Here is a 17,204-nt window from a genome sequence, read left to right as displayed (position 1 = left end):
ACCGGTCGGAGGCGGCTGGCTGGCCCGAACGGCAGTGGCTAAATCGCCAGGCAAGGCTTTGGTAACGGTAATAGGTGCTGTGGTTCATGCTGCAATCCTCATCGATGTCGGTGGTGTACGGCGCCCAAAACAAAACCCCCGGTGGGCAGGGCCGACCGGGGGTTGAGTATTCTCGTGTTCGGCGGCCCTGGGAGTGGGCGCCGGTGTGGGTATCAGCGGCGCCTGTGGCTAAACCAATACCCAAAATAAAAGCCGCTGGCAGACAGTGCCGCGCACGCAGGCACAGCCGCCAGGTGCGATACGCGACCTGTGTGCAGTGCTTGAGTGAGGGAAATAGACGACATGCTGTGCTCCAGTTGATTGCCCGAGCTTACTTCAGGCGCGCAACTGGATGCAACCGGCAAATGGCGTTAGGCTTGCGCCCGATTGCTGGCACCGGAGCGTTGTCAGCGCACGCCGCACAGACGTGCATACCACCACATGGAGTCTCCCGATGCATGTGAACGACTACACATCGGCCATTACCACTCGCACCACCGGTGCAAGCCCCCTCCCTACCAGCCTTGGCATCAACCATGGCAACAACAGCAGCGCCAGGGCCCTGAATGCCTACGCCGGCCAGGACACCAGCAGTGTCTCCAACCTGGCCCGTCAACTGGCCGCAAGTGCCACCCGTGCCAGCGAGCGCGATACCGGCCTGAGCCATTCGGCACTCGGTGCGTTGGCCAGGTCGCTGCTCGACAAGATTACCGGCGCTGCGTATTCGGCCAACAAGGCCGCCCACGACAAGGAAGTACCGGCCACCGATGACCCCGAGCTGCTGGCCCGGGCCGAACAGGCCACTGCGTTCGTGAACGCGACGCTGACCGTGGGCAGCAAGACCGTTGAAAACCCGTTCGCCGGCCTGTCGCGCGAGCAGCTGGCGCTGATCACCTACGATGACAGCGGCACCTTCACGGTCAACGAACGGCGCGCCGCGTTCGAGGAGTCCACCCGCCAGGAGCAGGCATGGCGTCGCGAGGTCAGCGACAAGGCGCAACAGGAATACAACACCACCGGCCGCATGACGGACTTCTTCAAGCAAGTGCAGGCTCACTACAACAGCCTGCCGGCAATCGAGAAGGCTCAGTATCCGGCTGACTATGCGGCGCAGGTGCAACAGCACATCGATGCCGACATCAACTACAAGGCGCAGAACGCCAAGGACATGATCGTTCCCATGACCCTGGCCGAAACCCTGTTGTCGATGGGGCCTGTGGGCAGCGGCAAGACCCTCGCGCTGCCCGGCGCCGGCTGATCAGCGCCGCAGATAGGCGGTAAAGTCGATATCGCCGGCACTGAGAATCGCCTGCACCCGGTTGTGCACGTTGAGCTTGCGCAGAATCGCCGAGACATGGGCCTTGACCGTGGTCTCGGCGATATCCAGGTTGTAGGCGATCTGCTTGTTCGACTCCCCCTTGGTCATGCGCTCGAGCACCAGCAACTGCTTGCGGGTGAGCGCCTGCAGCAGCTCCGGGGCAAAGCCTGCATGCTCGCTCTGGTTGCGCCGGCCGGTGCTTTTTTGCGTGCGGATGATGTCGGGCGGCAGGTACACGTTGCCGTTGAGGATCTGCTCGATGGCATCGGTCATCTGCGAGCGCGGCGACGACTTGGTGATGAACCCCACCGCGCCATAGGTGATTGCCTGCAGCACCACCTGCTTGTCCTGCTCGGCCGAGACGATCACCACCGGGATCGTCGGCGCCTCGTTGCGCAGGTTGATCAGCCCGCCAAGGCCATGCATGCCGGGCATGTTCAGGTCCAGCAGGATCAGGTCCAGGTCGTCATGCTGGCCGGTCAGGCTCAGGGCGCTGTCCAGGTCGGCGGTTTCCATGACCTCGCTGCCAGGGAAGCCGTCAGTGATGACGTTGTGGATCGCTTCGCGAAACAGCGGGTGGTCGTCGGCGATCAGAATCTTGTACATGGCTTTGCACCTTATTGTTGTGGTTGACCGCTAGGCAGACAGTAGTCAGGGGAACGCTTCGGGTGTCGCGGGGTGTACCGGCAGCCCGGCATTCTCCCAGGCATCCAGGCCATCACGGTACCAGTACAGCCGCGTGTAGCCCAGTGCATCGGCGCGCTTGACCGCATTCCAGCTCAGCCAGCAATCGGAGCGACAGTAGAAGACGATGGCGCGCTGCTTGTCGCCATGGCTCAGGCGTTGCAGGTGGCGGCTGAAATAGCGGGCCCAGGCGTCGTCCAGCTGGCCATCGCCGGTGTTGGCCAGCCAGTGGCTGTGGGGGAGGTTGGCATGCGGCTCGCTGTCGATGAACCGGCCATGCAGCCAGGGGCGCTTGTACACGTCGATCAGCAACGGCGGGGGCTGCTGTTGCAGCAGAGCCTGCAGCTGCGCGGTATCGAGGGTCTGCGCCGGCGGCGCCTTATCGGGGGTAGGGCTGCGGTACAGGGTGGCGCGGTAGCCGTCGGCAGTGAACAGCGCCGTGTCGGCGCTGGCGGGCAGCGCCAGGGTCAGGCAGGCAGAAGCGAACAAGGCACGCAGCAGCATGGTCGGCAGTCTCGTTTTTGTTATGCCTGGTATTACAGGCCAGTACTGGCGCTTTGTGAATGCGACCATCGACAGCGCGGGCAGTACCAAAGTAGTAGCGGCCGTGCTCGCCAGCGGCTCTAGCATGGGGTATAGCCACTACAGGAGTACTGCGCGATGGGCATCTTGCTGGTCGACGACCACCCGATGATCCGCCTGGGCCTGGCCCACTTTCTGGGCGAAGGGCTCAATGGCCTGCCAGTTCGCGAGGCCGGCAGCGGCGAAGAGGCCCTGCAGCAGGTGCAGGAGGAACTGCCCGGCCTGGTGATCATGGACTTCGACCTGCCCGGCATCAGCGGCCTGGAAACCACCCGGCGCCTGCGTCAGCGCCTGCCGCAACTGCGCGTGCTGTTTTTCAGCGAACACACCGAGCTGGGCCTGGTTCGCCAGGCACTGGACGCGGGGGCCTGCGGGTTTCTGTCCAAGGCGGCAGCGCCGGCGGTGGTGCTTGAAGCCGTGCGCCGGGTACTGGCGGGGCATGCCTACATCGAGCAACCGCTGGCCACCCAGCTGGCCTGCCAGCCGCACCCGGGGCAGGGTGGCGGCAATGCTCGGCTGCAGGGGCTGACCCAGCGCGAGATCGAAATCTTCCTGATGCTGGCCAAGGGCACCCCAACCCGGTTGATAGCCCAGCAGCTGTGCATCAGCGCCAAGACCGTCTCCAACTACCTGACCTTGCTCAAGAGCAAGCTGCAGGTCAGCTCCCATGCCGAACTGGTGCACCTGGCAATCGAAGCCGGCCTGCTGCGTATAGCGGCGTAGGCTGTGTACGCAGGCACCTAGTCCCAGGTGCTCGGGCAACCCTGGCAGCCTTCCATGTTGCTGTCCTGGAAGTTGGCGTAGTGCTGGCGAGTGCCGCGCAGGTCGGCTTTCTCCAGGTTGCTTTCACCGAACTTGGCTTCCTGCAGGTTGGCATCGGCCAGGTTCGCACCCACAAGGTCGGCCCTGCTCAGCCAGGTCATTTCCAGGTCGGCGGCTTGCAGGTTGGTATTGTGCAGCTTGGCGCCGGACAGGCGGGCAAACTCCAGGTAGGCGGCGCTGAGGTTGGCACCATTGAAGTTGGCGCCCTGGGCGTACATGCCCCAGGCCTGGACCGCGATCAGCGTGGCATCGGTGAAGTTGGCCACGCGCAGGTTGGTTTGCTGCAGGCTGGCACGGGTGAGGTTGGCGCCTTGCAGGTTGGCTTTCTCCAGGTTGGCCAGGTCGAGCTTGGCGTGACGCAGGTTGGCGCCACGCAGGTCGGCACCGGCCAGGTTCATCTTGCGCATGTCCTGGTTGTTCAGGTCGGCGTTCTGCAGGTTGGCGCCGGGGCACTGGCTTTCAGGCTGGATGATGCAGCCGTTGATCTTCAGCGGCTGTGGTTCCAGTTCGTCGTCGGCAGCAAAAGCCGGGGACAGGGCGACGGCGAGCACTAGGGGCAGATACTTCATGGGAATCTCCTTGGCAGTTTGAAAGCAGACGCGGGTCAAGCCCGCTCCCACAGGTTTGGTGATCCCTTGTGGTGGCGAACTTGACCCGCGAAAACGCTCAGATCAACGCTTGGCGGTCTTGGTATCCCAGGCCGGGATCTTGAACACCCAGAACGATCCACCCTGTGCCACCGGCTTGGTCAGCTCGGCCATGTCGCCACCCCACAGCGGTACTGCACCGCCGTAGCCGACGGTCACGCCGATGTACTGCTCGCCATCCTGTTCCCAGGTGATCGGTGGCGAAACGATGCCGCTGCCGGTCTGGAATTTCCACAGCTCTTCGCCGGTCTTGGCGTTGAAGGCCTTGAAGTAGCCGTCGCCGGTGCCGGTGAACACCAGGTTGCCCTTGGTGGCCAGCACGCCGGCCCACAGCGGCAGGCGCTCGTTGTGCTCCCACACCACCTTGCCGGTGGTCGGGTCCATCGCACGCAGCGAACCTACGTGGTCCTCGTACATGCGCTTGATGCGGAAGCCCATGCCCAGGTAGGCCGACCCTTTCTTGTAGTTGACCTCTTCGGTCCAGTATTCCTCTTTCCAGTGGTTGGCCGGTACGTAGAACAGGCCGGTGTCCTGGCTGTAGGCCATCGGGTTCCAGTTCTTGCCGCCCAGGAACGGTGGCGAGACTTCCACCGGCTTGCCCTTGGTTTCGCCTGGCAATGGCTTGGCCGGGCGCTGGCCTTCGTTTTCGACCGGGCGACCGGTCTTGAGATCGATGTGGCTGGCCCAGGTGATGTTGTCCACGAACGGGAAGGCGTTTTTCAGCTTGCCGTTGGTGCGGTCCACCACATAGAAGAAGCCGTTGCGGTCAGCGTGCGCGGTGGCCTTGTACTGCTTGCCGTCCTTGTCCTTGTAGTCGAACAGCACCAGTTCGTTGTTGCCCGAGAAGTCCCAGGCATCGTTCGGGGTGTGCTGGTAGAACCACTTGACCTCACCGGTGGTCGGGTCGACGCCGACCTGGCCCGAGGTGTACAGGCTGTCGAAGTCGTGCGGGTTGCCGTCCTTGGAGGTACGTGCCCAGGTGTTCCACGGGCCAGGGTTGCCGGCGCCGACGATGATGGTGTTGGTTTCGGGGTCGAAGCTTGCGCTTTGCCATGGGGCGCCGCCACCGTGGCTCCAGGATTCGACCTTGCCGGTCTCGGTGGTCGGATCGTCCGGCCAGGACGGGGCCTTGACGTCGCCGGTAGGGGTGCTGTCCTTGCCGTTCAGGCGGCCCATGTGGCCTTCGACGAACGGACGCATCCACACTTCTTCACCGGTTTCCGGGTCGCGGGCATACAGCTGGCCGACCACGCCGAATTCGTCACCGGAGCTGCCGTGAATCAGCAGCACCTTGCCGCTCTTCTGATCCTTGATCAGGGTCGGGGCGCCGGTCATGGTGTAGCCGGCGCTGTGATCGCCGAATTTCTTGTTCCATACCACCTTGCCGGTGTCTTTGTTCAGCGCGATCACGCGGGCATCGAGGGTCCCGAAGTAGATCTTGTCGCCGAAGATGGCAGCGCCACGGTTGACCACGTCACAGCACGGACGAATGTTGTCCGGCAGGCGATGGTTGTAGGTCCACAGACGCTTGCCGGTCTTGGCATCCAGGGCGAACACCCGCGAGTAGGAGCCGGTGACGTAGATCACGCCGTCGTTGATGATCGCCTGGGATTCCTGGCCGCGTTGCTTTTCGTCACCGAAGGAGTACGACCAGGCCGGGGTCAGCTTGAACACGTTCTTGTCGTTGACCATGGCCAGCGGGCTCCAGCGCTGGGCATTGGTGCCCATGCCGTACTGCAGCACGTTCTGGGTGTTGAGGTGGTCGTTGGCGATGTCTTCCCAGGTCACCGGCTTGGCGTTGGCCGCCGGTGCCAGGGCCAGGCTCGAGACCAGCAGGACGGCCTGCACAGCCATGGACAGTGGGGAAAGCGCGGCGGGTAACGATCTTATTGTCATAGTGGGTGTTCCCAATGGAGGTTTTGTGCCTGCCTAGACTGGATCGTCGCCGCCTGCGCAGATACGGAAAAACTCCCGCCCTGAGCGGGAAAATGTCCCAGTCGGCGCATGATTTGGCACTGCCCCACAAGCCCTACTACCAAGGGAGTAGCACGCGACCACCAAAGCAGCATGGGGGCGCTGGAGTGCGCTTTCTAAGATGCCCGGCAGCACCCCGGCATCGCGAGGTGCCTGCGTGCAAACCGTACAGACAAAGCAGTCGAGGGCAGAACAATGACAACAGTGAAAAACGCCTGGATGAGCGCCGTGCTGATGGCCGGCCTGATGAGTACCGGGGCGGTGTTCGCCCATGGCAACGTGACCCCGTCGGCGGTCAACACCGGCACCCTGGAAAAACTCGGTGACGAGTGGCGTGAAACCAACCCCTACCGCAACGGCCCCAACCATGACGAGGCAGTGTCCATCGGCGCCTCGGCCTACAACCAGAACTGCGCGGCCTGCCACGGCCTGGAAGCCAAGTCCGGTGGCATCGCCCCCGACCTGCGCCTGCTGGACGAGGGCGAGGCGGGCGATGAATGGTTCGTGGAGCGGGTACGCAACGGCGCGGTGCGTGACGGGCGCGTGTACATGCCCAAGATGGCCGACTACCTGAGCCAGGAAGCGTTGTGGGCGGTGCGTACCTACCTTGACAGCGTGCACATCGAGGAATAGGCCATGCGCCGGGTACCGTTGCTGTTGGCCGCGTTGCTGCTGGCCGGCCCGGCCTGTGCAATACAGCCGGGTGCCGATCCGGTGCCGTCGGTGATGTGGGAGTTCTATCGCAAACAGTGGCTCCAGGATGAGCCCTACGTCTTTGATGAGCGCGTGCGGGTGATTGCCCCGCCATTCGCCGAGGACGCCCGACAGGTGCCGTTGCAGGTCGATGCCCGGGCGTTGCCGGGCAAGGTGCAGCGCATACTCGTGTGGGCCGAACTCAACCCGATACCGCGGGTCGTCGATTTCCATCCCGGCCCGCAGGTTCTGCCGTGGCTGGCTGTGCGCATACGCATCGAGCAGGCCACCCCGCTGCGGGCGGCCGTGCTGACCGATGACGGTACCTGGCACATCGGTTCGAGCCTGATCGATGCCGCCGGCGGTGGCTGCACGGCGCCCAGCGTGGTACGCAGCCAGCCCGGCTGGGAAGAGCGTCTGGGCCAGGTACTGGGTGCACGCTACCCGCGCGAAGCCTTCAGCCGCGTGCGCCTGGACGTGTCGCATCCGATGGATAACGGCCTGACTGGCGGCATCCCCGAATTCTTCATCGAACACGCCGAGCTGTTCGATGCCCAGGGCCAGTCGCTGGCCACCCTCGAACTGTTTCCTGCCGTGAGCGAGAACCCCAGCCTGGGCTTCGACCTGCTCAACCAGGGGGCTACCCGCCTGGTGCTGCGTGACAACAACGGCAACCAGTTCGACGCTGCCATCGAGTGAGGACCGTGATGCGAGCACTGTTGCTGTTGCTGGCGTGTGTCAGCCTGCCGAGCCTGGCCGACCTAGACTATCACCTGGCGCCGCGCCAGATCGCGGCCGACACCTATGTGCTGGAGGGCAGCACCGAGCACTTCTCCCGAACCAACGGCGGCAACATCGTCAACACCGGTTTCATCGTCACCGAGGCTGGCGTGGTGGTGATCGACAGCGGTCCGTCGCTGCGCTATGGGCAGGCCTTGCGCAAAGCCATCGAAAGCGTCACCGACCAGCCGGTGGTGCAGGTGCTGCTGACCCATCACCACCCCGATCACGCACTGGGCAGCCAGGCCTTTGCCGGTGTGCCTGTCGGTGCACTGCCTGGTACCACGCAGTTGCTGGAGGAGCAGGGGGATGGCCTGGCCGAGAACATGTACCGCATGGTGGGTGACTGGATGCGTGGCACCCAGGTGCGCCTGCCCGACCAACCGGTGGCGGCGGGTGAGCGTGCGTTCGGTTCGCACCGGTTGCGGCTGCTGGCCTTGACCGGTCACAGCGGTGCCGACCTGGCGGTGTTCGATGAAAAGACCGGAGTGTTGTTTGCCGGCGATCTGTTGTTCTACCAGCGTGCGCTGACCACGCCCAACACCCCTGGCCTGGCGGTGTGGCTACAGGATCTGCAGCGGCTCGAGGCGCTGCCGTGGAAGGTGCTGGTGCCGGGGCACGGCCCGCTGGCCACGGACCGTGCGCCGTTTGCGCAGATGGTTGATTACCTGGGGTGGCTGGACAAGGTGATGCGTGAGAGTGCGGCGCAGGGGCTGGACATGACCGAGGTGATTGCCACGCCGATACCCCAGCGGTTTGCGGGCATAGCGTTGAGTCAGTACGAGCTCATTCGCAGCGTGAGCCATCTGTACCCGCAGTATGAGCGGCAGGTGCTCAAACGGGTGGATCGCTAGAAGGTCTGGGGCCGGGCCAACAAGGCTGACAGGCCATGGTGGCCCGGCTCACATCAAACCGCGCCTTTACAACGGATAGTGCTTCAACTCCCGCGCAATCAGCATGCGCTGAATCTCGCTCGAGCCCTCATAGATCTGCGTGATCCGCGCATCGCGGTAGTATCGCTCCACGGGGTAGTCTTCCAGGTAACCATACCCACCATGCACCTGGATGGCCTTGGAACACACCCGTTCGGCCATCTCCGAAGCAAACAGCTTGGCCTGCGAAGCCTCGCTCAAACACGGCTTGCCCGCACTGCGCAAACGCGCCGCATGCAGTATCAACAACCGCGCCGCATTGAGTTGCACCTGCATGTCGGCCAGCAGGTTGGCCACACTCTGGTGCTCGTTGATCGGCTTGCCGAACTGGATGCGGTCACGCGAATACACCAGCGCCGCCTCGAACGCCGCACGCGCAATGCCCAGCGCCTGAGCCGCAATCCCGATACGCCCACCCTCAAGGTTGGACAGCGCGATCGCCAGGCCCTTGCCACGCTCGCCCAGCAGGTTGGCTGCCGGCACACGGCAGTTGTTCAAGGTCACCGCACAGGTGTCGGAGGCGCGAATGCCCATCTTGTGTTCGCTGCGATCGACCACGAAACCTTCGTTGTCGGTCGGCACCAGAAACGCCGACAGCCCTTTCTTGCCCAGCTCCGGGTCGGTCACCGCAAACACGATCGCCAGGCCCGCGCGCCGCGCATTGCTGACGAACTGCTTGGACCCGTTGATCACCCACTCATCACCCACGCGCTCGGCACGGGTGCGCAGGTTGTGCGCCTCGGAGCCGGCCTGGGGTTCGGTAAGGCAGAAGCAGCCGATCACCTGGCCGGTGGCCAGACGCTCCAGCCAGGTCTGCTGCTGCAGCTCGCTACCATAGGCGAGCAGGGGGCCGCAGCCCACCGAGTTGTGGATGCTCATCAACGCCCCGGTGGCGCCATCGCCGGCGGCAATCTCTTCCACCGCCAGTGCATAGGCCACGTAGTCGGTGTAGCTGCCGCCCCATTGCTCGGGCACCACCATGCCCAGCAAGCCCAGCTCACCCATCCTGGCCACCACGCCATCGTCGATCCAGCCGGCCTTTTCCCAGGCCTGAGCATGCGGGGCGATCTCGTTACGGGCGAAGTCGCGCGCCATGTCGCGGATCATGATCTGTTCTTCAGTCAGTTCCAGGTCTTGCATGTGCGTACTCCGGCCCTCACAGGCCTTCGAAGAATTGATCCACCCGCGAGCGTGAAAGCTCGGCGACGGTGGCGGGGTTCCAGCGAGGCTGCTTGTCCTTGTCGATGATCAGCGCGCGTACACCTTCGATCAGGTCGCCGTGCTCGAACCATTGCCGGTCCAGGTGCAGCTCCATCGCAAAGCAGTCCTCCAGGCTCAGGTGGCGCCCGCGACGCAGCATCTCCAGGGTCACCGCCATCGCCAGGGGCGAGCGCGTGGCCAGCAGGTCGGCGGTCTTGAGTGCCCATTCGTGGCTGTCGCCGACGGTCACGGCACGCAGTTGCTCGATGATGCTGGCCACATCGGGCAACGCGAAGAAGTGGTCGATGGCCGGGCGCAGCGCAGCCAGGGGAGGGTTGTCCAGGGCCTGGGTGCCCAGCCTGGCCAGCACGCCCTGCAGGTCCTTGAGCGGGTGTTCGCTCCACTTGAGCGTGTTCAGGCGTTCATCCAGGGTGCTCAGGCTGGCGCTGTCGACGTGCCAGTCGGCCAGCCCGCAGTACAGCGCGTCGGCCGCCTGGATCTGCACGCCGCTCACCCCCAGGTAGGTGCCCAGTTCACCGGGGATGCGCGACAGGAAATAGCTGCCGCCCACGTCCGGAAAGTAGCCGATGCCGGTTTCGGGCATGGCCAGGCGGCTGCGCTCGGTGACCACACGCAGCTCCGCGCCCTGGGCCAGGCCCATGCCGCCGCCCAGGGTAAAGCCGTCCATCAGGGCAACGATGGGCTTGCGGTAGTGATGAATGCACAGGTCCAGCGCGTACTCCTCCACGAAGAAGTCGCGGTGCAGGCTGTCGCCTGCCTTGAAGCTGTCATGCAGCGAACGGATGTCGCCGCCGGCGCAGAAACCCTTGGGGCCTTCGCCACGCAGTACCACTGCGTGAACCTGCGGGTCGACGGCCCAGGCGTCGAGCTGCTGCTGCAGCTGACGCACCATCGGCAAGGTCAGGGCGTTGAGGCCGGCGGGGCGGTTGAGGGTCAGATGGCCTACATGGTTGCGTACAGTAGCCAGTACGTTGGTATCGACCGGGGAATGCGCTTGCGCGGTCATCGCTGTCTCCCTGCTTTGTTATTGATTTTCCACATGATTTGTCGCGCCGTGGAGATGAATTCAAGGATCGTCGGATCGTAACAGTGCAATTTTGCCCATTACAATCGACAAAACTGCAGTGCCTGTCTGCATTTTTGCATGGTGGCCTCGGCCATCCGGAGCGGGTGCTGGCACTTTAGCCTTGTGACACTGGCGGACACAGGATTAGTTCCCCGGTGCCTGGCACCTCGCGCCTCGCCAAAGCAGCAGCGCCTTGCCCCCAAGGCAGCGTAGGGCGCGCGGCGCCGCTTTTCGATAATCGCCTCCGACAACCGTCCACCCGTTTGCGGAGAGCGTCATGCACAACAATAAGAATGCCCATACACGTTTCCTGCCCTTGGTGGCGAGCCTTGCCGCGCTGGGCCTGACCCCGCTGGCCCAGGCCGAGATCATGCTGTACGACAAGGACGACACGACCTTTTCCACCGACGGCTACATCAACGCCTTCTACGTCAACAGCAAGGTCGACCGTGACGGCGAGCAGTTCGACCGTCGCCAGTCCCGGGTCAAGATGGGCTTTCTGCCCAACTACCTGGGTTTCAACATGACCCGTCAGATCGACGACCTCAAGCTGGGCGGGCGCGCTTCGTTCTGGGTCACCATCAACGACAGTGAAACCAACGGCACCGACACGGCCATCGACGTGCGTCAGTTCTACGGCACCGTGACCAATTCGGAGTGGGGCGAAGTACTGATCGGCAAGGACTTCGGCCTGTTCGCCCGTTCCAACATCCTGCTCGACGAGTTGCTGGCCGGCTATGGCCAGGTCAGTGACACCCTCGGACTGGTGGACGGTGGCGGCGTATCGTTCGGCAACATCGGCACCGGCTACCCGTACCCGTTCCCCACTGCGCAGATCACCTACCGCACCCCGGTGATGGATGGCCTGCGCATCGCCGTGGGCATCATGGACCCGGTCGATACCAACGATGACAGCGCGGTGGGCAAGGCCTACCAGAAGAATCCGCGCACCGAGAGCGAGATCACCTACCAGTTCGACCTGGGGGGCGCCAAGATCTACAGCTGGATCAACGGTGGCTACCAGACCTCGGACAACACCGACCACAACGTCGACTCGGTGACCTCCAAGGGCCTGGGCTATGGCGTACAGGCCAAGATGGGCGCCTTCTCGCTGACCGGTTCCGGCTTCACCGCCAAGGGCATCAACCCGTTCTTCACCAACAACGCCGGGGAAGCCACCTTGCGCGAGGTCGACAGCAAGGGCTACCTGATGCAGGGCTCGTACAAGTTCGGCAAGAACCGCCTGGCGTTGTCGTACGGCAAGACCAAGGACGACGGCAACGGCGCGGTCAACACCGGCGCCGACTACGAGACCCGCGGCATCGCGCTGTTCCGCGACATCAATGCCAACCTCACCCTGGTAGCCGAATACAACCAGTTCGAAATCCGCGGGCATGAGGGCAGCAGCCAGAACGAAGACACCGATACGCTGGCCCTGGGTGCCGTGCTGACCTGGTAAACCGCGTCGCCCCCTTCGCTGGCAAGCCGGCGCCCACAGCGATGCCTCTGTCCTTCACGTCAGTGGCAAACCTGTGGGCGCCGGCGTTCCAGCGAAAGGGCACCCCCCTTGCAAACCTACAACCAATGCCACCCCCACCCACTACCCAAGTAGCATTCGACCCCCTCCAGCCCCTTCGTACACTGGGCCCATCCGTTAAAGCCCCCGCCGGAGGCCGTCATGCACCAACCCCCCGCCGAGGGCATTGTCAGTGCCGTCTCGCGCGCCAGTGTCGCCGAAGAGGCCGCACAGGACCTGGCCCGTCAGCTGCTGCACCCGCACCTGGGCTTCGTGCTGTTCTTCTGCTCCGCCGAATACGACCTGCCAGCCCTGGCCCACTCGCTGCAACAGAGCCTGGGCGGCATCCGCCTGGCAGGCTGCACCAGCGCCGGCGAAATCACCCCCGAAGGCTACGGCCGCGGCTGCATCACCGCGCTGGGCTTCGATTACCGGATGTTCTCGATTGCCGCCGAACTCATCGCCCCCATGCAGTACTTCAGCCTGATCGACGCGCAGCAGATGGTCGAGCGCCTGGTGGGCGACTGTCGCAGCAACACCCTGGCCCCGATCAAGGGCCACAGCTTCGCCCTGACCCTGCTCGACGGGCTGTCCAGCCGTGAGGAAACCGTGCTTGCCGCCCTCAGTGCCGCCCTGGGCGACATCCCGCATTTCGGCGGCTCGGCCGGCGACGACAACTACCTGCACCACACCCATGTGTACTTCGACGGCGCCTTCCACAGCAGCGCTGCCGTGGTGCTGCTGGTCAATACCTGCCTGGATTTCGAGGTGTTCACCACCCACCACATCCAGCCGCGCCAGGAAAAGCTCGTGGTCACCCGCGCCGACAGTACCCTGCGCCGGGTCTACGAGCTCAATGCCGAACCCGCCGCGCAGGAATACGCCGCGCTGATCGGCGTGCCCCCCGAACAGCTCGACCATCGCACCTTCGCCGCCCACCCGCTGGCGGTGCGCATCAACGAGCGCTACTACGTGCGGGCCATCCAGCAGGTGCACGACGACGGCAGCCTGAGTTTCTACTGCGCGGTGGAGAACGGCATCGTGCTCACCGCCATGCGCCCCGGGCCCCTGCTGCCCAACCTGAGCGCGTTGTTCGACGGCTTGCGCGAACGCCTCGGGCCGTTGCTGCTGACCATCGGCTGCGACTGCTTCCTGCGCCGCCTGGAGCTGGAAGGCAGCGCAGAGTTCGAAGCCGTCGGCGCCTTTTTGCAGCAGCAGCCTGTGGTGGGGTTCAACTCCTATGGAGAACAGTTCAATGGCATGCACATCAACCAGACGTTCACCGGCGTCGCCATTGGCCAGCCCCGTGCACGCCGTGGACATTGACCAGGCCGCGCTGATCGCCCGCTTGCAGCATGAAAACCGCAAGCTCAGCCGTATCAACGCCGCCCTGATCGAACGCCAGGAATCGGGTGCCGCGCGCCCGGACGACTCCTATGCGGCGTTCCAGCACTCGGTGGTGCTGGCCGAGCAGGTGCGCGAGCGCACCGATGCGCTGAACCAGGCCATGGCCGAACTCAAGGCCAGCAACCACCTGCTCAGCGATGCGCGGCTGCGCGCCGAAACCGCGCACCAGTACCTGGTGGACGCCATCGAAAGCATTTCCGACGCCTTCGTGCTGTTCGACCCGCAGCAGCGCATCGTGCTGTTCAACCAGCGCTTCAAGGCGTTCTGGGCCAACAGCCGCATCCGCATCATCGGCGGCATGCGTCTGGCCGAGATCAAGCGGCTGATGCAGAGCACCGGGCTGTTCTGCGAAGAACAACGCGGCCCCAGCGCCGAGCACATGGTGTACCGCCTGCAGGGCGGGCGCTGGCTGCAGGTCAGCGAGCGGCCGACCCAGGGCGGCGGCTGCGTGATGCTGTTCACCGACATCACCCAGATCAAGCTCAGCGAAACCCAGCGCCGCGAACAGGCCGTGGCGCAGAAGTCGCACCTGCTGCAGCGTGCGGTCGACAACCTGTCCCAGGGCGTGGCCATGGTCAATGCCGACGGCGTGCTGGAGTTGTGGAACCGGCGCTTTCTGGAACTCAGCGGGCTGGCCCCGATTGCCGCCCATCGCGACTTTGCCGAGGTGATCGCCGACAGCGAGCTGGCCTTGCTCACCCCGGCCAGCACCGATGCCAACGGGCGCAGCATCCATGAACTGGAGCAGCGCCTGTTCGACGGGCGCATGCTCGAAATCCGTACCCATCCGCTGCCGGCCGGCGGTTTCGTCAACACCTTCACCGACATCACCGAGCGCTATCAGCATGCCGAGGCGCTGAGCGAGAGCGAGCGCTGGATCCGCCTGATCACCGACCACGTGCCGGCGCTGATCGCCTACCTCAACGCCGACCTGGTCTACGAGTTCACCAACAAGGTGTACGAGCAGTGGTACTGCTGGCCGCGCGGGGTAATGCTCGGCCAGAGCCTGCGCGAGGTGCACAGCGCCGAGCATTACCAGCGCCTGGAGAGCTACGTGGAGCGGGCACTGTCGGGCGAGAGCGTGACGTTCGAGTTCGCCGAAACCAACGCCCACGGCCAGGAGCGCTACATGCTGCGCTCCTATGTGCCCAACCAGCTGGCCAGCGGCGAGGTGGTGGGGATCTTCGTGCTGATCCGCGACATCACCGAACGCCGGCGTACCGCCGAAGCCCTGCACCAGGCCTACCAGAACCTGGAGTTGCGGGTGCGCGAGCGCACCGCCGAACTCACCCAGCTCAACCAGCAACTGCTGCGCGAAATCGAAGAGCGGCGCCGCGCCGAAGCGCGCCTGCGCGAGGCCAAGCAGGAGGCCGACCAGGCCAACCTGTCCAAGACCAAGTTCCTTGCCGCGGTCAGCCACGACCTGCTGCAACCGCTCAACGCCGCGCGCCTGTTCACCAGCGCGCTGCAGGAGCAGAACTGTGCAAGCCCGGCGCTGGTGCGCAACGTCAGCAATTCGCTGGATGACGTCGAAAGCCTGCTGGGCACCCTGGTCGACATCTCCAAGCTCGATGCCGGGGTGATCAAGGCCGATGTCGCGACCTTCGCCGTCAGCGACCTGCTCGACAACCTGGCCGCCGAGTACGCCCATGCCGCCGCCAGCGAAGGCTTGCGCATGAGCTACGTGCGCAGCAGCCTGCGGGTGCGCAGCGACATCCAGCTGCTGGCACGCATCCTGCGCAACCTGCTCAGCAATGCCATCCGCTACACCCCGCAGGGGCGCCTGATGCTCGGGTGCCGGCGGCGTGGGCAGCGGGTGTTCATCGAGGTATGGGACACCGGCATCGGCATCGCCCCCGACAAGTGCGCCGAGGTGTTCCAGGAGTTCAAGCGCGGCGACCTGCAGCGTCCCGACCAGGATCGCGGCCTGGGCCTGGGCCTGGCCATCGTCGACAAGATCGCCGGCATTCTCGGCCACCGCGTGCACCTGCGCTCCACGCCGGGCAAGGGCTCGGTGTTCTCCATCGAGGTGCCGCGCAGCAAGCGTGCGCCCCGGCGCGAGCCGCAACCGTCACAGGTCGAGCCGCTGACCGAACGCCTGGACGGCGCACGTATCTGGGTGGTGGACAACGATGCGGCGATCTGCGCGGGCATGCGCAGCCTGCTGGAGCAGTGGGGCTGCTCGGTGGTCACCGCCCTGAGCGAGCAGGACCTGGCCCGCCAGGTGGCGCTGGACAGCGAGTGGGCCGACCTGCTGATCGTCGACTATCACCTGGACAACGACCGCAACGGCCTGGAGGCGGTCGGGTCGATCAATACGCAGCGGCACACGCCGTTGCCGGCCCTGATGATCACTGCCAACTACAGCGTGGAGCTCAAGCAGCAGGTGCGCGACCTGGGCCACAGCCTGCTGCACAAACCGGTGCGGCCGATGAAGCTCAAGGCCGCCATCAGCCACCTGATCGGTTGCGAACTCAGCGTGGCTGGCGCCCGCTGACGAAGTGTGCCGCGTCGTTGTAGCCGTGGGTGGAGGCATGCCCGGGGGTAACCAGCGAATCGATGAAGGCTTCGTCTTCGGCGGTGATCTTCACCTGCAGCGCACCGCCATAGGTGTCCCACTGCGCTTCGGTGCGCGGGCCGACGATGGCGGAGCTGACGTGCTGGTTGTTGAGCACCCAGGCAATGGCGAACTCGACCATGCCCACGCCCTTGGCCTGGGTATAGGCGTGGATCTTCTGCGCGATGGCCAGTGACTCGCTGCGCCATTCGGTCTCGAGGATGCGCTTGTCCTGGCGCCCGGCGCGGCTGTTGGGGTCCGGGGTGGCGTCGGGGGCGTACTTGCCGCTGAGCACCCCACGCGCCAGCGGGCTGTAGGGCACCACGCCCAGGCCGTGAAAGGCTGCAGCGGTGAACTGCTCGGTTTCGGCCTGGCGGTTGACGATGTTGTACAGCGGCTGGCTGATCACAGGCTTGGGGATACCCAGGCGTTCGGCCAGGTTGCACACCTCGGCGATGCGCCAGCCGCGAAAGTTCGACACGCCCCAGTGACGGATCTTGCCCTGGCGCAGCAGGTCGCCGATGGCTGCCACGCTGACCTCCAGCGGGGTGGCGTGGTCTTCGCGGTGCAGGTAGTAGATGTCCAGGTAATCGGTGCCCAGGCGCGTGAGGCTGGTGTCGATGGCATTGAAGATATGCTTGCGGCTCAGGCCGCTGCGGTTGGGCAGGCCGTCGACCGGGCCGAAGCCGACCTTGGAGGCCAGCACCCAGTCGTGACGGTGGCGGGCGATGGCTTCGCCGACGATTTCTTCGGAGCGGCCGGCGTTGTACACGTCGGCGGTATCGATGAAATTGATGCCCTGGTCCCAGGCCTTGTCGATGATACGCAGCGAGTCTTCGGTGCTGGTCTGCTCGCCGAACATCATGCTGCCCAGGGTGAGGGCGGAAACCTGCAGGCCACTGCGGCCCAGGGGACGGTAGATCATGCTCGAGCATCCTTTTGCGGGAGGGGGTCGAGCTGTTTTAC

General features: G+C 64.6%; 15 protein-coding genes. 8 read left to right on the top strand and 7 right to left on the bottom strand.

The window, feature by feature from the left end; translation table 11 throughout:
* The first annotated feature begins 493 nt into the window (after positions 1-493).
* On the top strand, positions 494-1,297 hold the full coding sequence (locus tag NJH59_RS09215) for a hypothetical protein (RefSeq protein ID WP_253086688.1): 804 nt from the start codon (positions 494-496) through the stop codon (positions 1,295-1,297).
* Here the strand turns inward: NJH59_RS09215 and NJH59_RS09210 are convergent, their stop codons facing one another.
* Both NJH59_RS09210 and NJH59_RS09205 read right to left on the bottom strand, forming a co-directional pair.
* Complete coding sequence (locus NJH59_RS09210; RefSeq protein WP_043860164.1) at positions 1,298-1,963, bottom strand: response regulator transcription factor; 666 nt, start codon at positions 1,961-1,963, stop codon at positions 1,298-1,300.
* 45 nt (positions 1,964-2,008) lie between these two features.
* Positions 2,009-2,545, bottom strand: a complete 537-nt coding sequence (locus tag NJH59_RS09205) for a PQQ-dependent catabolism-associated CXXCW motif protein (RefSeq protein WP_253086687.1) — start codon at positions 2,543-2,545, stop codon at positions 2,009-2,011.
* A 156-nt stretch (positions 2,546-2,701) separates the two neighbouring features.
* On the opposite strand from NJH59_RS09205, the gene NJH59_RS09200 reads away from it, so the two are divergent.
* Positions 2,702-3,346 carry a response regulator transcription factor gene (locus NJH59_RS09200; RefSeq protein ID WP_043860162.1) on the top strand — a complete coding sequence of 215 codons (645 nt, stop codon included), beginning with the start codon at positions 2,702-2,704 and terminating at the stop codon, positions 3,344-3,346.
* Between the two features lie 17 nt (positions 3,347-3,363).
* Here NJH59_RS09200 and NJH59_RS09195 read toward each other — a convergent pair whose 3' ends face one another.
* Together NJH59_RS09195 and exaA are read right to left on the bottom strand one after the other, a co-directional pair.
* Complete coding sequence (locus NJH59_RS09195) at positions 3,364-4,014, bottom strand: pentapeptide repeat-containing protein (RefSeq protein ID WP_043860161.1); 651 nt, start codon at positions 4,012-4,014, stop codon at positions 3,364-3,366.
* 102 nt (positions 4,015-4,116) lie between these two features.
* Positions 4,117-5,946: a quinoprotein ethanol dehydrogenase gene (gene exaA / locus NJH59_RS09190; protein WP_231390602.1), complete on the bottom strand. Its 1,830-nt coding sequence runs from the start codon at positions 5,944-5,946 to the stop codon at positions 4,117-4,119.
* A 315-nt stretch (positions 5,947-6,261) separates the two neighbouring features.
* Here exaA and pedF point away from each other — a divergent pair, with 315 nt between their 5' ends.
* The 3 genes from pedF to NJH59_RS09175 are packed head-to-tail and all read left to right on the top strand — an operon-like array spanning position 6,262 to position 8,393.
* Positions 6,262-6,699 carry a cytochrome c-550 PedF gene (gene pedF / locus NJH59_RS09185; RefSeq protein ID WP_043860159.1) on the top strand — a complete coding sequence of 146 codons (438 nt, stop codon included), beginning with the start codon at positions 6,262-6,264 and terminating at the stop codon, positions 6,697-6,699.
* A gap of 3 nt (positions 6,700-6,702) precedes the next feature.
* Positions 6,703-7,458 (top strand): quinoprotein dehydrogenase-associated SoxYZ-like carrier, encoded by a 756-nt coding sequence (locus NJH59_RS09180; RefSeq protein WP_043860158.1) that lies wholly within the window; start codon positions 6,703-6,705, stop codon positions 7,456-7,458.
* An 8-nt stretch (positions 7,459-7,466) separates the two neighbouring features.
* The gene (locus tag NJH59_RS09175; protein WP_253086686.1) at positions 7,467-8,393 is read left to right on the top strand and encodes a quinoprotein relay system zinc metallohydrolase 1; all 927 of its coding nucleotides are present in this window, start codon (positions 7,467-7,469) and stop codon (positions 8,391-8,393) included.
* A gap of 66 nt (positions 8,394-8,459) precedes the next feature.
* On the opposite strand, the gene NJH59_RS09170 is transcribed toward NJH59_RS09175, so the two are convergent.
* A complete protein-coding gene (locus tag NJH59_RS09170; protein WP_116054022.1) occupies positions 8,460-9,611 on the bottom strand; it encodes an acyl-CoA dehydrogenase family protein in 1,152 nt (383 codons plus the stop codon).
* 16 nt (positions 9,612-9,627) lie between these two features.
* On the bottom strand, positions 9,628-10,698 hold the full coding sequence (locus NJH59_RS09165) for an enoyl-CoA hydratase/isomerase family protein (RefSeq protein ID WP_196932242.1): 1,071 nt from the start codon (positions 10,696-10,698) through the stop codon (positions 9,628-9,630).
* Between the two features lie 337 nt (positions 10,699-11,035).
* Between NJH59_RS09165 and NJH59_RS09160 the strand changes: the two genes are divergently transcribed.
* From NJH59_RS09160 to nahK, 3 genes are all read left to right on the top strand, one after another.
* Positions 11,036-12,217, top strand: a complete 1,182-nt coding sequence (locus NJH59_RS09160) for a porin (protein ID WP_043860154.1) — start codon at positions 11,036-11,038, stop codon at positions 12,215-12,217.
* A 219-nt stretch (positions 12,218-12,436) separates the two neighbouring features.
* On the top strand, positions 12,437-13,600 hold the full coding sequence (gene nosP, locus NJH59_RS09155) for a nitric oxide-sensing protein NosP (RefSeq protein ID WP_058540175.1): 1,164 nt from the start codon (positions 12,437-12,439) through the stop codon (positions 13,598-13,600).
* Positions 13,530-16,178, top strand: a complete 2,649-nt coding sequence (gene nahK / locus NJH59_RS09150; RefSeq protein ID WP_078481000.1) for a hybrid sensor histidine kinase/response regulator NahK/ErcS' — start codon at positions 13,530-13,532, stop codon at positions 16,176-16,178. Before nosP ends, nahK begins: the two co-directional genes overlap by 71 nt.
* Here nahK and NJH59_RS09145 read toward each other — a convergent pair.
* Positions 16,156-17,163 carry an aldo/keto reductase gene (locus NJH59_RS09145; protein WP_253086685.1) on the bottom strand — a complete coding sequence of 336 codons (1,008 nt, stop codon included), beginning with the start codon at positions 17,161-17,163 and terminating at the stop codon, positions 16,156-16,158. The genes nahK and NJH59_RS09145 overlap by 23 nt on opposite strands.
* Positions 17,164-17,204 lie beyond the last annotated feature (41 nt).

This window comes from Pseudomonas sp. VE 267-6A, from assembly GCF_024126555.1.
In the GTDB taxonomy this organism is placed as follows: Bacteria; Pseudomonadota; Gammaproteobacteria; order Pseudomonadales; family Pseudomonadaceae; genus Aquipseudomonas; species Aquipseudomonas palmensis.
Note: the sequence above shows the minus strand (reverse complement) of the source record. Positions and strands in the feature narration are given on the sequence as shown.